The sequence below is a fragment of the Sphingobium sp. TKS genome (assembly GCF_001563265.1).
Classification (GTDB): domain Bacteria; phylum Pseudomonadota; class Alphaproteobacteria; order Sphingomonadales; family Sphingomonadaceae; genus Sphingobium.
Map to the genome: position 1 here is coordinate 811,750 of NZ_CP005084.1, position 14,273 is coordinate 826,022.

General features: G+C 63.7%; 16 protein-coding genes. 14 read left to right on the forward strand and 2 right to left on the reverse strand.

The features are described from left to right. Positions 1 to 4: 4 nt before the first annotated feature. The 5 genes from K426_RS24515 to K426_RS24535 are packed head-to-tail and all read left to right on the forward strand — an operon-like array spanning position 5 to position 4,383. Positions 5 to 637, forward strand: a complete 633-nt coding sequence (locus K426_RS24515; RefSeq protein WP_066563280.1) for a TraV family lipoprotein — start codon at positions 5 to 7, stop codon at positions 635 to 637. Then, positions 634 to 3,153 carry a TraC family protein gene (locus tag K426_RS24520; protein ID WP_066563289.1) on the forward strand — a complete coding sequence of 840 codons (2,520 nt, stop codon included), beginning with the start codon at positions 634 to 636 and terminating at the stop codon, positions 3,151 to 3,153. Before K426_RS24515 ends, K426_RS24520 begins: the two co-directional genes overlap by 4 nt. Further along, positions 3,150 to 3,512 carry a hypothetical protein gene (locus K426_RS24525; protein WP_237230112.1) on the forward strand — a complete coding sequence of 121 codons (363 nt, stop codon included), beginning with the start codon at positions 3,150 to 3,152 and terminating at the stop codon, positions 3,510 to 3,512. The genes K426_RS24520 and K426_RS24525 overlap by 4 nt, the downstream gene beginning before the upstream one ends. Further along, positions 3,509 to 3,775, forward strand: coding sequence for a hypothetical protein (locus K426_RS24530; protein ID WP_066563298.1), 267 nt, complete (start codon positions 3,509 to 3,511; stop codon positions 3,773 to 3,775). The genes K426_RS24525 and K426_RS24530 overlap by 4 nt, the downstream gene beginning before the upstream one ends. Next, positions 3,772 to 4,383 (forward strand): conjugal transfer protein TraW, encoded by a 612-nt coding sequence (locus K426_RS24535; RefSeq protein ID WP_066563299.1) that lies wholly within the window; start codon positions 3,772 to 3,774, stop codon positions 4,381 to 4,383. Before K426_RS24530 ends, K426_RS24535 begins: the two co-directional genes overlap by 4 nt. Before the next feature lie 95 nt (positions 4,384 to 4,478). Here the strand turns inward: K426_RS24535 and K426_RS24540 are convergent, their stop codons facing one another. Together K426_RS24540 and K426_RS24545 are read right to left on the reverse strand one after the other, a co-directional pair. Beyond that, positions 4,479 to 5,009 (reverse strand): GNAT family N-acetyltransferase, encoded by a 531-nt coding sequence (locus K426_RS24540; RefSeq protein WP_066563303.1) that lies wholly within the window; start codon positions 5,007 to 5,009, stop codon positions 4,479 to 4,481. Positions 5,010 to 5,030: 21 nt separating this feature from the next. Further along, positions 5,031 to 5,339 carry a type II toxin-antitoxin system TacA family antitoxin gene (locus K426_RS24545; RefSeq protein ID WP_066563305.1) on the reverse strand — a complete coding sequence of 103 codons (309 nt, stop codon included), beginning with the start codon at positions 5,337 to 5,339 and terminating at the stop codon, positions 5,031 to 5,033. Between the two features lie 90 nt (positions 5,340 to 5,429). On the opposite strand from K426_RS24545, the gene K426_RS24550 reads away from it, so the two are divergent. The 9 genes from K426_RS24550 (at position 5,430) to K426_RS24590 (ending at position 14,253) form a co-directional block, all read left to right on the forward strand. After that, positions 5,430 to 6,428: a TraU family protein gene (locus tag K426_RS24550; protein ID WP_066563311.1), complete on the forward strand. Its 999-nt coding sequence runs from the start codon at positions 5,430 to 5,432 to the stop codon at positions 6,426 to 6,428. 98 nt (positions 6,429 to 6,526) lie between these two features. Next, positions 6,527 to 6,754 carry a hypothetical protein gene (locus K426_RS24555; RefSeq protein WP_145907683.1) on the forward strand — a complete coding sequence of 76 codons (228 nt, stop codon included), beginning with the start codon at positions 6,527 to 6,529 and terminating at the stop codon, positions 6,752 to 6,754. Continuing rightward, positions 6,751 to 8,682: a hypothetical protein gene (locus K426_RS24560; RefSeq protein WP_066563316.1), complete on the forward strand. Its 1,932-nt coding sequence runs from the start codon at positions 6,751 to 6,753 to the stop codon at positions 8,680 to 8,682. The genes K426_RS24555 and K426_RS24560 overlap by 4 nt, the downstream gene beginning before the upstream one ends. Beyond that, entirely contained in the window at positions 8,682 to 9,776 is a 1,095-nt protein-coding gene (gene traN, locus K426_RS24565; RefSeq protein ID WP_066563319.1) for a conjugal transfer protein TraN, read from the forward strand. The genes K426_RS24560 and traN overlap by 1 nt, the downstream gene beginning before the upstream one ends. Further along, on the forward strand, positions 9,748 to 10,620 hold the full coding sequence (locus K426_RS24570) for a type-F conjugative transfer system pilin assembly protein TrbC (RefSeq protein WP_082749161.1): 873 nt from the start codon (positions 9,748 to 9,750) through the stop codon (positions 10,618 to 10,620). The genes traN and K426_RS24570 overlap by 29 nt, the downstream gene beginning before the upstream one ends. After that, positions 10,592 to 11,188, forward strand: coding sequence for a S26 family signal peptidase (locus K426_RS24575; protein WP_066563331.1), 597 nt, complete (start codon positions 10,592 to 10,594; stop codon positions 11,186 to 11,188). Before K426_RS24570 ends, K426_RS24575 begins: the two co-directional genes overlap by 29 nt. Continuing rightward, positions 11,185 to 12,057, forward strand: a complete 873-nt coding sequence (locus K426_RS24580) for a conjugal transfer protein TraF (RefSeq protein ID WP_066563333.1) — start codon at positions 11,185 to 11,187, stop codon at positions 12,055 to 12,057. Before K426_RS24575 ends, K426_RS24580 begins: the two co-directional genes overlap by 4 nt. Before the next feature lie 8 nt (positions 12,058 to 12,065). Beyond that, positions 12,066 to 12,641: a hypothetical protein gene (locus tag K426_RS24585; RefSeq protein WP_145907686.1), complete on the forward strand. Its 576-nt coding sequence runs from the start codon at positions 12,066 to 12,068 to the stop codon at positions 12,639 to 12,641. 190 nt (positions 12,642 to 12,831) lie between these two features. Continuing rightward, positions 12,832 to 14,253 (forward strand): conjugal transfer protein TraH, encoded by a 1,422-nt coding sequence (locus K426_RS24590; protein WP_066563338.1) that lies wholly within the window; start codon positions 12,832 to 12,834, stop codon positions 14,251 to 14,253. Positions 14,254 to 14,273 lie beyond the last annotated feature (20 nt).

The window sequence follows — 14,273 nt, forward strand, 5'->3', positions numbered from 1 at the left end:
CCCCATGCCTGACACGCCCGTTGGTGCTGCGCGCCGGGCTGGATCGCCAGCGCTGCTCGGCATGGCTCTGCTGCTCGCGGGCTGTTCCACCATTGGCTCGGTCATGTCGCCCTACAGCGAGAAGTTCAGCTGCAAGAATAGCGACCATGGGCAGTGCATCCATCCCGACAAGGCCTATGCCGATGCGGTGGCTGGCGTGCCATCCCGCTCCGATCCCGCGGTCACCCATGACAAGGCTCTTCTCAGCCAGGGAGACGGTACCGGGACAAGCAGTGCCACCAAGCGGGGCAAGACAGGCCCATCCCCCTATCTTGGCTATCGCGACAGCGTCTATCGGGAGTTGCAGGGCCTGGTCGATGCGCCGGTCACGCCGATGCTGCGCCCCGGCCGCACGGTGCGCACGCTGATCCTGCCCTATGCCGACCGCGAGCGGCCCGACCGGCTCTACATGCCGCGCTATGTCTATTCGATCCTCGAGAGGCCCCAATGGGTGGTGGGCGATTATCTGGTGAGCCCGGTCCAGTCCGCGACGGGCGTGCCGGTGCTGGAACAGGTGAGGGACAAGGGCGCGTCCGACCGCGCCGTCGAGGGCGAGCCCGCCGATATCCCCGCTACGCCTGAGGAGGCACGGCCATGATCGCGCTCGGTACCCGCCATGGCGGCGGCCTCACCCGGTCGGACCTGCATCGCGCCGTCGCGCGCGACGCCTATTCCGATTTTCTGCCGCTCGTCGCCTGGAACGAAGAGGAGGAAGCCTTTCTCTGCATCGACGATGGCTGGGGCCATGCCTGGGAGCTGATCCCGTCGGCCTATATGTTCGCTCATGTCCATCAGGCCTTGCTGGGCCTCCTCAACATCCATTTTCCCGATGGGACGGTGTTGCAGCTCCACGGTTTTGCCGATCCGCTGATCGACCATGCGCTCGATGCCTTCCTGGATATGAAGACCCGGCCCGATCCTCTGATCCAGGCATCGGCGCGGCGCACCGCCGATTATCTGCGCGCCGGAACCGAGGGGCTCGACGCGCTTCATGGCATCCCGGTGCGCAATTTTCGGCTGTTCCTCTCGATCAAGACGCGGGTGGAACTTGGCCATGACCTGCGCCGCCAGATCGAGGAACAGCTCGCCAAGCTTGGTATCCGCCGTCTGCCGCCCGAGGAACTGGTCAGCTTCTATCGCCGGATCTTCAACGGTCTCTTCGATGCCGCGCCAGGCGTGTTCGCCGATGGCAGTGACGGCCAGCCCGCCCCGCCTGTTCGCAAGCAGATCATCGATGCAGGCCCCGACCTGCTGTTCGACGGCCCGGAAGTGCATCTGGGCAATCAGGTGGCGCGCTGCCTGACGCCAAGGGCGCCGGCACGGCGCATCACCGCCGAGCGCGCCAATCGCCTGCTGGGCGGGATGCGCGGGGCGGCCGAGGACAGCGACCAGATTGGCGGCCCTTTTCTCTTCACGCTCAACATCCTGTTCGATCACAGCCAGTTCGAGATTCACAAGCGCGCCCAGATCCTCTCCGCGCAGAAGGCGGCGGGCAGCTTCGCGGTCGAGGTCGGCAAGCAGATCGAGGAAATCGGCTGGGTGCTCGATGAGGCGGGCAACAGCCGCTTCCTTTCGGTGATCCCGATGGTCTGGGTCTTCGGCCGCACCAGCGCCGACGCGCGGGAAATGGCGGCGCGCGCCAAGCGCCTGTGGGAGAGCGAGCCGCTCCCCTGGATGATGCAGGAGGAGAGCTATCTCAATCCGGTCCTGTTGCCGATGAGCCTCCCCTTCGGGCTCTATCCCGAAAAACGCACGATGCGGATGCTGGAACGCGATTTCCGCATGCCGGTCAAAGCCGCCGTGCTGCTGGCGCCGGTGCAGACCGACTTTCGCGGCGGCGGTCGCCCGGCCCTTCTTTATACCGGCCGCAAGGGCCAGCTCATCACGCTCGATCTTTTCGATCCGCGCATCAACAATTATAATTTCATCGTTTCGGCCGAGAGCGGCGCGGGCAAAAGCTTTCTACTCAACAATCTCTGCCAGCAATATTATGCGCAAGGCGCGCTCATCCGCATCATCGATATTGGCGGGAGCTATCGCAAACTCTGTACCCTCTGTTCGGGCCGCTATATCGACATTGGCGAAGAGAAGCTTATCCTCAATCCGTTCGACATGGGCTTCGCGCTCGATGGCGACGATCGCCAATCCGCGATCTCCATGGCGGTCGCGATCGTAGCGGAAATGGCCAATGCCGCAACGCGCAAGGGCGTCTCGACGTCGGAATGGAATCTGCTCAAGTCCGCCGTGCAGTGGACGATCGACGAAGGTCATGCCGAGGAAGGGATAGATAGCGTCCGGGCATGGCTTGGCGCCTATCCACAATTTGCAGCGTCCGATCTCGACCGGGTCGATCATCTGGTTCCGGCCGCGCGGGAACTCGCCTTCAACCTGCGCGATTTTGGCAGTGACGGCGCCTATGGCCATTTCTTCAACGGTCCCTCGACCTTCGACATCAGCAACGATGAATTTGTGGTTCTGGAGCTTGAGCGGCTCAAAGCCATGCCGGACCTGTTCAACGTCATCGTCATGGTCGTGGTGAACGCGGTCACCCAGGAACTCTATCTGTCCGCGCGCGACCGGCCGCGCTTTGTCCTGTGCGATGAAGCCGCCCAGTTCATGACCCGAAGCGAAGGGCAGGACTTGTCGCGCCTCGCCGAGGCTTTCGGCCAGGGCTATCGCCGCGCGCGCAAATATCAGGGCAGTTTCGGTGTCGTCCTCCAGAGCATGAACGACCTGCTGCTCTTCGGCGGCACCGGACAGGTGATCCTCGAAAACGCGGCGACACGCTTCCTGCTTCAGGGGTCTACCTATGCCCAGGCGGTCGAGAACAAGATCCTCGACTATTCGGGATTTGTCCTCGATCTGCTCAAATCCGTCCGTAACGCCAAGCCCCATTATAGCGAGATCTTTATCGACTCTCCCCTGGGGCTGGGCGTGGCCCGGCTGGTGGTGGACCCCTTTTCCTACTGGATCAACACCAGCGCGCCGCAGGAGGTCGCGGCCTTTGAAGCGCTGATCCGCGCTGGGCGCAGTCCACTCGAAGCCGTGTGCGAGCTGGCCGGGGTCGATCCCGCCGAAATCCTGCCTGCAATCCAAGATGGAGGGGCAGCATGATGCGCAAGCCTTCCACCCATCCCGATCAGCTGCCCCTGGGGTTCGGCAAGGATGCCGAGATCGAGCGGATCATCGAGGCTCGGGTCGCGATCCGCGCGGAGGCTGAGGCCATCCGATGGCGCTTTCGGCTGATGGTGATCGAAACCATATTGCTGACCAGCCTGGTGATCGTGACCGGCCTGATGCTGCATCAGCCGCCCATGCTGATCGCGCGCGGCGCGGTGCTGATCGGCGTCACCTGCCTCAGCACAGGCCTGCTGCTCATCCTGCTCACCGGCTTGACGGGGAAATGCCTCTCAGCGTTGCGCAGCTGGAAAGCCCGGCGTTCCAATCTTCTCGCTGGCTGGAAGCGGCCATGAGCGGCATCTTTTCATCCCGGCCCGGACAGCCCGCCATTCGCATGATTGTCGGCACCCATCTGCTGCTAACGATCCAGGCGGGGCTGGTGCTGTGGTCGGCTACGGAATTGGACATGGGCCTGCGCTGCATTGTCTGCGCTGCCGGCCTGCTGGGGCTCGCCGCCATCATCACAGCGATCCGCGGAGGAGAGGAGGAGGAAGGCCGGGTGTGGCGGCCCTATCGGCTGCGCAATCATGCGTGGCGTGGAGGCGGGCGGTCATGATCCAACGCATCCTCCTTGCAGGCATGGCGATAGGCTGTTGTGTGCTGGCTGTCCCTGCGGCCATCGCCAGCACCGCGACGATCGGCCGAACCTGGCCGATATCCGAGCCGGACGCGCTGGCAGAGATCGAAGCGCGAGCCGCGCGACAACCCGCCAATATGGCGGCTCAATTTGGTCCACGCGCGAACTGGTCGGCACTACGTGCTGCGTCGCTCGGGAACGCCCGACAGGACCGAACCCGTTTCGTCGTGCCCTTCTATACCCTGTCCGACGAAATCCGCCTGCCTGGTGGCAAGCTGCTTTATCCCAAGGGCTTCACCTTCAATCCACTCGACTATGTCTCGCTGCCCCAGCGTCTCGTCATCGTCCATCCGCGAAACCTTGGCTGGGCACTCGATCATGCCCGGCTCACCGATTTCATCCTGCTGACGGCGGGCGACGCGCTCGAACTTTCCGAGCGAACCGGGCGGGCGCTGTTCATTCTTGAGGAGCGCGTGAAGGAGCGTCTGGGCCTGACCGTAGCGCCCGTCATCGTCTCCCAGGTCGGCAAGAAGCTCGAACTCCACGAATTTGAGGCCGTCGACCAGCGAAAAGGGGAGCGGCAATGATTCGTTCCAACATGCCCACCGAAGAATTGGCCGAATGCCGTCCAGTCTGCATGCAGTGTAGCGAACGGCTCAAAGCGCGTCTCACCCGCCGCAACCTATGGGATGTTCAGCAATGCGTGGATCTTTGCGACAGGAAGGTGAAGGCGCAGAGGCACGTCGGGCAAGGGCTGGAAACCATAACGGATATAGAGCTGCTTGCGCTTCTCAACCTTCGCCGGATCGCCACAGTCGAGAATGTCGAGGAGCACAAGGGCGATTCCGACATCCATCGCGGCGCGGCCGATCCTCTTGAGAGCATCGGCAAGCAAGAGACCTCCAAGGCCTTTGCCCTGGAAACGGGCATCGACCCCGATCATCGATATGAACGCAGCGGGTATCTGACCATGCCCCGGCCGGTTGCGCGTGAAAGAAGCGGGCAGGTGGGAATAATCGACGCTGTGTGCGTTCAACGTGTAAAAGCCCAAAAGCTCCCCTTCGGGAGACAGAAGGACAAACGCCCGCACATTGTCCGCTCGGGCCAGCTTGCTTGCCGTCTTGCGAAAATAATTGTCGACTTGATCAATCCCGGACGAAAAAGCCGCCCGGTCGTGCCGCGCCGGATCAAGCGGCTCGATGACCATCCCCATATTAGTCACGAAACCTCGCTCTTATCGGCTTTCGATCATCTGGTCATGCCGGGCGAAGGCTTCGCGCAGAGCATCCGAGGGCGGACCCGGATTCTCGAAGGCATTGAGAATCGATTCATAATCCTTCCGGCTCAAAATCGTACGTTCGTGCGTCTGGATCGTTTCCAGTGCCGCCTTATACGCGGCGTTCATAACGAATACGGAATCATCGACACCACACCACGCCGCAGCCTGCTGAATCGCCTGCTTGATATGCGGCTTGGTGCGAAAATTCATACGCACCGTGCTCCGCTCGTTGATTGCACCCGCTGCGTCATCAAACGCTTGCATCGCCAAAGCCTCATCATCACTGTTCCGTATATCATGTACGCCTTGGGGGCGCACATTTCAAGATCGATCGATTTCATATCGCCTCGTCCGATGAAGCTGATGCTGTGCCTTGGCATGGGGGGTCTGGCAATGCTGGTATCGACGCCGGCCCATGCCTCCAAATGCGAGGCGGGAACGATCTTCAATCCCGTCACCAAGGTGCGCTGGACCTGCATCTTCCCCATCACCATCGGCGGCGTCCGGGTCGGCAGCTTCGACAGCCTGTCCAAGGAACTGGACGCCCAGTCCGCCTCCAAGCCGCTATGCGCCTGCCGCAAGGGCGTCACCTTCTGGTTCGGGGTCAAGGTGAGCTTCTGGTCGCCCAACCGCATGATCGACGTCGTGACCGAACCCGGCTGCATGATGGCGCTGGGCGCCGACCTCATGCCGACCGGCGGCAAGCTCCAGGGGAGCCAGAGCAGCATCGCCGACGGCACCAACACGCGCAAGATGTTCGCGCAGATGCACTATTATATTTCCCCGGTCTGGAAGATGCTGGACATGTTCACGGACCTTCCCTGCATCGAGGATGACGGCTTCGACGTCGCCATGATCACCGAGGTGCTGCCGACCTGGCAGTCGGGAACTTTGGGCGCGATCATCCAGCCCGAAGGCATATTGTTCGGCAATCCGGCCGCCGGGCTTGCCTGCATGGCCGATAGCGCGGCGGCCGCCGCCGGCAAGGTCATCGATCCGCTCTTCTGGTGCATGGGCAGCTGGGGCGCGACCTATCCGATCGCGGGCGACATCCATTTCGATGACTCGGTCGAGGCCTGGGCAGGGATCGCGGCACGCGGGACCTTCATGATGGGGCGGCTTGGCGCGCTGACCATTTCTTCCGCCGATGGCTGCTCGTTCAAGCCCCAGCCGATCTGGACCAAGAGCCGCTACAAGCTCCAGATCATGGAACCGGTCAAGGGCGGCAAATGCGTCAATATCGGTCGCCCCGGCGCGCTCTGGTCCTCGGGCAAACACGCGCCCGGCAAGGACAACGCCCAGTTCATGGCTTTTGAAAAGGTGATCTGCTGCGCGGGGGTGTCGACCCCATGAGCCGGTCCCTTCCCCTCTCCCTCGCACCGACGCGGGCTTTTGCCTGCTCTGCCCGCCACAGCCATGGTGGCTGCCCCGCGCGGGGCGAGGACGGAGCGATGCCGCGGTCCCCCTGCGGCATCGCTCCACCTATGGTCAGCACGGCCGCCGAACCCCTGTCGGCGGTAGGCAAAACCCCTCTCCGGCCCGCCGTCGTGGTGGCCGTGCTGACCACCATAGGAGGCCAGGCCGCCTTTCGCGTACTGGGTGATGTCGGGGCGCCGGGCGTACTGCGCTGTTTCCGACTACGCCGCATGTCGCGCGCCGCCCCGGAAGCCGCGTCATGAAACGTGGCGCACTCATCCTCTCAGCCGGCATCGCCATCTGCCTGCCTGTTCTCACCCAAGCGCAGACGATGGAAGAGCGCGCACGCAGCGCCGCCGCAGCGGCGCGAACGAAAAGCGGCGACAGCGATGCCCTGCAAAGCAATTATCTCACGCCCGGTCTTGCCGGCCAGCCGGTCAGCACCATCGACAACAGCAAGAGCTTCACACCCAATATTGCCTGCCAGAAGACCGCGACGCTGCTGGAACTGCTCGCCCAGCCCGCCTCGACCGGGGATATCGGCACGCTCCGCATCTCGCGCGACAAGGATTTGGACGGGTCCTTCGACGAGACGCTAAATGTGCCCGTGCCGATATCGGGCATCTGCGCCAATGGCATCATCTCCTGTGCGCCGGGCAGCTGGAACCAGTGCCGCCGGTTCCAGTGGGAGGTCGGCAGCAGCGGCAATCTCAAGCTTGGCGAGGTCGATCTCACGGCCCTTGCCGGCTGCTATTGCGTCAACAACAGCTGCGGCACCAATCTCGCTTGGGGCAATATGGCCTCGATCCTCAAGGATTTGGGCGGCGGCGTTGTCGGGGCGCTCACCACCGCCGATCCCCGTATCGGCGTGGCCCAGGCTTCCATCGATGGTCCACTGATCCGCTATACTGGAGCGCAGACCACGGCCTGCACGGCTCAGCCCCAGGTGTCGGCGACCAGCTATCGGAGCAACCCCACCGCGATCCAGGGCGACGCCTATTCCGTCTCGCAGGCAAGCAGCATCTTCCAGACCCTGGCCGGTTCCGCGGCCGGCAATGGTAAAGCGCAGCAGACCCGCGGCTGCTCGATCGAGCGCGACATCACGGTCAAGGCATGGGGCTTCGACGATATCCTCGCGGTGCGTGGTTCGATCGCCGCGGTCACCAGCTGCGGAACCGGCTGCCGTCGCTATGAGATTCGCGGCCCCGGCACATGTGGCAGCGTGCCCCCGATCTACAGCGCGACCTTCGATCCCCTGGCTCCGGCGCGGATAACATCTGCGCGCATCGTCGAAATGGGTGCGGACGATTGGGTGCAGGCACGGGTCAACGGCCAGATTGTCGGCTATGCGGGGAAACGGCCCTGGCTGGGCGAGGCCTTGCCCTCGGGCGATTGCCGCATCAGCGACGATCCCTGGTACAACAGGTCCGCCATCGACATCACCTCTGAGCTGCGCAGCGGCGCGACGGTGGTCGGCGCGCGGGTGCGGGGCGGCGGCGGTGGAAACTGGGGTTATGTGACCGTCGAGGTGCAGGTCGACACCGGTTGTGAGGTCAGCGAGCGGCTGGTCGATCTCTGTTCAGGCTATGCGGCCGATCCCGCCTGCCATCTTGTGAGTGAGACGGTCGATGGTGTCGCGACCTTCAGGAACGGCGTCAACACTGGCATCAAGCCTCTACCATCGACCCGGCTGTTCGGCACGGGGGCGTGCAATCTGCAATATACGCGCGACTTCTTCGAACGCGCACGCCAATATGAATGCGTCATCGACGAGGCGGGCGCCAGTACACCAGACCTCGGCCGCGGCGCCTATATCATCGACCACTCGACCGAGACGCTGCTGGCCGACCGGACCACCGATGCCAGCGGCAACGTTTCGACCTCAACCCGTCCCTTCTCCATGCCCGAACGGGGTTCCGTTACCGCCTGCGAGCCCATCTGCAAGACCCGAGCGCCCAAGGCCAATAGCGATGTGGCGATAGACGGTGTCGTCGGCGTCTGGCAAAATGACCCGGCCGGCTGGGACATATTTTACCACAGCTGCTCAGCGGACAATGTCTGCCCACTTGGGCAGGGGGAAGAGCTGGTTTCGGCCTGCGGCTGTCTCGACGATTTTCCCGAAGCCGTCGTCATGATGCAGACCGTGCGCCTGGCCGGCGCTGACCTCGCCTGCACGGCGGAGACACGCTGATGCGGTGGCGCCTTTCCTTGTTGGCCACCTTGCTGCTGGCGTCCAGCCTTGCGCTCACGATGACGCCGGCCCAGGCGCAGCCACTCTGCGCCGCCGACCTCGATGGCAGCGGCGATGCCGAGACCCTAGGGGAAACCGCCCAATGTTCCGAGATGACCGACGGCAGCTATCTCTGTCCGATCCAGCAGGCCGCCTGTGTCGCCGATGCGGTCGGCGCCTATAGCTGTCCGCTGGGCAGCCAATATCCGTGCGCAACACCCATTGGCGGAGGAACGCCCAGTTGCTCGCCCCATGCCTGCACATCGGTGATCGGCGGCGGCATCGAGGAGGACGATCCGGTCGTCGACGATCCCGGCGCCCCCAATGACGGTCCCGTCGATGCCGATGGCAACTGCCTCGGGGCGATCGAGATCTTTGCCGGGCGCGCTGTTCGTTGCCGTCCGGCGGGCCTCAAGACCACATTCTCCAACTGCTGCAAGGATCGCGGCGAGATCGTGAAGGACGGGATGGGCTCATCCATTTCCTCGATCGGCACCAAGATCGCCATCGCCAAGGGCGTCTGGACCGGCATGAAAGCCGCCTACACCGCGTTCAAGGCGGGGGCGACTGCCTCCCAAGCGGCGAGCGCCGGTGCCAATGCGATCATCGTCGGCATCGATCCGACGTCGATCGCGATCAGCCTCGCCATCAACTTCATGATGGATTTTCTCCTTTCGGGCTGTGACCAACAGGACATGGAAGTGGGCATGCTCCGTGGTTCGGGCATGTGCCATGAGGTCGGCACCTACTGCGCGTCGACTATTCTTGGTGTCTGCGTGCAGAAGGCCAAGGGCCATTGCTGCTTCAACACCAAACTCGGCCGGATCATCCAGGAACAGGGCCGACCCCAGCTTGCCAGCTTCAACGCCGTGGGGTGGGGCACGGCGAAGAAGCCCTATTGCCGCGGGTTCACCGCTGAAGAGTTCCAGGCGCTGGATTTCAGCAAAATGGATCTCTCCGAATATTATTCCGACATCGAGGCGCGGGTCCAGTCGGACATCCAAATCGATATGAAGGACAGGATCGATGCCTATATGGAGACGGTCAATCCCTAGCCGCGCGCTTCTTGCAGCGGCGATACTGGTCGCCTCACCCTGCCAGGCGCAGAGTGAGGGGGACGCGGGCAATGCCCGGCAACGCGCGCAGACGCAGGGCGACAACGCCTTGCAGCGCCTCAAGGGTGCGGTTGCGGACCAGAAGGATCGCGCTGATGCGGGCGGGCCGGATCGGCTTCCCGATCTTCCAGAGGCGACACGGCGCCGCGCGTTCGAGGGCCTGCGCAACCGCAAGCCGGACCCCGGCATGGATGCCCGCGCGCGATCGGCGCTGACCTCGGGGCAGGACAGCCTCGCAGCCCAGCAGGAGGCCATGGCGAAGCGCCTCGGCCAGGCCCTGGGGCTGGACGCGCCGGACATCACGGGCCTGGCGGGCGTCCCGCCGCCCTCGGCGCCTCATGGCTGGGTGCCGCTGCTCTTTGCCTCATCCTCCATGCCCATCCCGGTTTTGCGGACCTATGCGGCGCAGTTGGAGAAAGCCGGCGGCGTCATGGCCTTTCGCGGCGTGCCGGGCGGGATGACGAAGATCGGTCCGATGGCCAGGCTTTCAGCGCAAGTGCTGCGGATCGATCCGGGCTGCGACGGCCCAGGCTGCGCGATGCGCAATGTCCAGCTGATCGTTGATCCGCTGATCTTCCGCCAGCACGGGGTCGCGCGTGTACCGGCGCTTGGCCTGGTACCGGGCGATTCGACCCAGCCCTATTGTGAGCGGGACGATGATAGCCCGGCAAGCCGCCACATCGTCTATGGCGACGCTGCCCTGTCCGGTCTGCTCGAAGAATATGCCCGTCTCGGCGGCACGAAGGAGGTGGCCGATGCTCAGGCTCGCCTGGACCGCCGCTAGGGCGGCATGGCCCGAAATCAGGGCCACCCCGCGCAAAGCAGCCATGGCATTGGGAGCGGGCGGTCCCGACACGGCGCCACAACCGCGCCGTTTCTGGTACGCCTGCGCGATCATCCTGCCCATCAGCGCCGCCGCCTGTTGGACCTTGCCGCAGTTCACCTTGGTCATGTCGCCCTCGATCGACGCCTGGTTGGTCCACAAGGCGCCGGGCACCATCCGGCGCGGTGACCTTGTGTCGTTCAAGCTGCGGCATCCCCTTGCCGGCCCTGCCCCGGTCGATGTCACCAAATATGTGCTCTGCATGCCGGGAGACAGGATCGAGATGATTGAGAAACCCTCGATGACGCCGGGCGCGAGGGATGGCTGGTATCGGTGCAATGGTAAGCTCATCGGGATCAGCAAGCCCGTCGGGCGGAAGGGGCAGCGCCTCCTGCATTGGCGGCCCACCGAGCCGCATATCCCTGCTGGCATGGTCTATGTCGGCTCATCTTATGTGGGTGGATTTGACAGCCGCTATTTTGGTCCCGTGCCCCTGCATCGCCTCACGCGGATGGAGAAGCTGCTATGACCTGGCGCCTCCCTGCCGCCCTTGGGGCAATTTTGCTGATCTCGTCGCCGACTGCTGCGCAGACGGGTTCGCCGACATCGGAGCCAAAGCAAGGCTATTGGTGGTACATAGCGCCAAAACCGAAACCCCGAGACGAAGCCGTTGATCCGGACAGGCTGGTGAAGCCGGTGATCCCGCCCATGACCGAGCTTGCGGCATGGACGCCGCCCAAGATCCGCAAGCTGATCGAGCAACAGCGCGATTATGCCGCCACCGTGTTGACGGTCGATGCGGTCGCCGATTTCTGGCGGTTGCAGGATTTTGCGCGGCGCAAGGCGCGGGCCTTTGCCGGCGTGACGCAGCTGGCGATGCTCCAGCATCCCGAACTGAATTCCAGGTCGGCCAATCCGATGGTGGGCGACGCACGCGACCAGCTGCTGGGCCAAAAGGATGCTGTGCGCCGCGCCTATCTGCGCGCCCATGCCGGCGAATTCGCGCTCGTCATGTTCTCGCGGACGAGTTGCGGCTATTGCCGCGTGCAGTGGCCGATCGTTCAGCGCTTCCAGGACGAGATGGGCTGGCAGGTGTCCCAAATCGATCTCGAACGCCGGCCCGAGGTTGCGCAGCGCTTTGGTGTCGATGTGACGCCGACGACGATGGTGATCCGGCGGAACAGTCCGCAACGCATGGTGATCGCGACCGGGGTTGAGGCCTATCCCAACCTCACCCAGACCGCCTACCAGGCCGTCCGCCTGCTGTCCGGCGACATCCGGCCCGAGCAGTTCCTGACCGGGGCGGGTGAGGAAGACGGCTTCTTTGATGCGCTCGCCAATGGTCCTGTTGCCGCAGCCGATCCATCGGCGGACGGGCCTCAGGATGCCAACCCATGAGATTCTGGATGATCCTTCCATTCCTGGCGCCTTCGCTTGCCATGTCGAGTGCAGTGGCCCGGCCGATCACGCGCGCCGACGCCATGCGCGCCGCGATCCATCCCGTCGCGACGAACACGGACATGCAAAAATGGTTGTCCCGCGTGCCCGTAACCAAGGACTTTCCGCCAGATTTCGCCGCGACATTGGGAGGTGAGGCCTCGCTCTTCATCATCGAGATGACGACGGCGCCCGAATGTCTGCCCTGCGCGGACCTCTGGGCAAAGTTGGCGCAATATTCCCGGCATTATCATTGGCAGGTCCGCACCATCGGCGGCGACGAGGCCTTGCTACGTTCCGGCAGGCTCGGCCTCCCCTGGGTCGGGCATCCGGTAGCATGGATCCGTCCCGTCGCCGATGCTGATCGCATCATCCCGATCGCGATCGGCACCGACCACGGCGTCAACCTGGCGCGCAATGCCTATCTCGCGGCCAAGATGCTAACGGGCGTGCGTCCGGCGGTCGGGCTTCGCGCGATGGCCAAGTTCACCGGCATCGTTGGAGCAGTTGATCGCGTTGGCGCGACAGTGAGGCCTTCCAGATGATCGGCAGCACGCACGCATCAAACTCCAGACATTCCCAGGCGGAAGCAACCCGACCGCCTGTCCATCAACCTCGCAATTTCGGATCATTGATCCAAATTTGCGAGGTTATTTCCCACATCCGACCATCCTTGAAAATGCCGCGCATGGCGGGCCGGCATCTTCGCCTTCTCATTCCAAGAGGAAGCCCGCCATGCCTTCGCTCCGTCCTCGCTGTGCGCTGATCGCGCTCGGCCTGCTCGCCACCTGCGGCACGACCGCGCCTGCATACGCCCAAGGCTGGGCGGAAAGCTGGTTCGACAATGTGACCTATACCTCGCCCGGCTCCTTCGAGGACCAGACGCGCGGCTATGTGACCGCAGGCGGCATGTCCGGGCGCGTCGACGTCCATGACGATTATCTGATGTCGCTCACCCTCCCCAAGGTGAAGGCCGGCTGTGGCGGCATCGACATGTTTCTGGGGGGCATGTCGTTCCTCGATCCGGACTATCTGGTCCAGAAGCTGGAAAGCATTCTCCAGGCCGCGCCGGCGGTCGCGTTCCAATATCTGCTCGAAACCCTCGACGAGAAAATGGGGAATATCATCTCGAAGATGGAGGCAGCGACCAATTACCTGAACTCCATCCAGGTCAATGACTGCCGTCTTTCCAATCGCATGGTACAGATCGCCAAGGGCGACGACAATATGTCGGGCATCATCGAGGAGATGACCGGCTACAAGTCAGTGAAGGAAGGTTTCGCGAAAAGCTACCAGCAGAGCCGCGAGAAGATACAGGCGAACCAGAATAATCCGACCGAGGATCTGAAGGACGCGCTCGCCAACTGCCCGGCAGAGGTGACCGACATCTTCCGCACCGGCTCCCTTCTCTCCCATGCCGCGACGCGCGTCGGCGCCGGCGACTGGGCCTCGGTGATGCGGGCGCGCGTGGGCGACGTCTATATGCGCTGGGACGCGACCGACAAGGTGCCAATCTTTTCCGCCATTCCAGCCTGCCCGCATCAGGACAGCGACAGCCCGCAGGATTTTCTCGCCGGCAAGGTCCAGAGCCGTTCGCTCAACATACCGCCGTCTGCCGCGGACTGCGCCCCGGACGGCGGCAAAGGGGCACTGGAACTTGCCCGGACACGGATGCAGTCGATCGCCACCAAGATCCGCACGCGCGCCGCGTTGACGGCCGAAGAGCGCCAATTTGTCGCCAATGTCCGCACGCTGCCGGTCTATCGCATGCTGGAATGGGGGGTGCGTGAGGGCGTGCCCGATTCCGTGATCGCCGACACCGATGAACTGGTGGCACTCACGCTTGCCTATCAGATGCTCAATGATCTCACCCGGTCGATCGACTTTGCCGTTTCCAATGCCGAACGGGGCGCGAGCGCCGCCGGCGCGGCCGATGCCGGCAACGCCAATATCTGCCAGACCCGCATCCTATCCAAGGGCATCGAGCAGCTGAGGGATTTGCGCGAGGAGGTGCTGCGCCAGCGCGCGCAGATGCGGCAAAGCTACATGGCCGCGCTCAATCAGGCGAACCTCTCGGCCAATTATGCCGGGCTGCTGCGCACACGCGACCGCGATGCGCGCGACACCGCCGGCACCGCTTCGAACAACAATCGATGAACCCTTTGGAGGCACCGCCC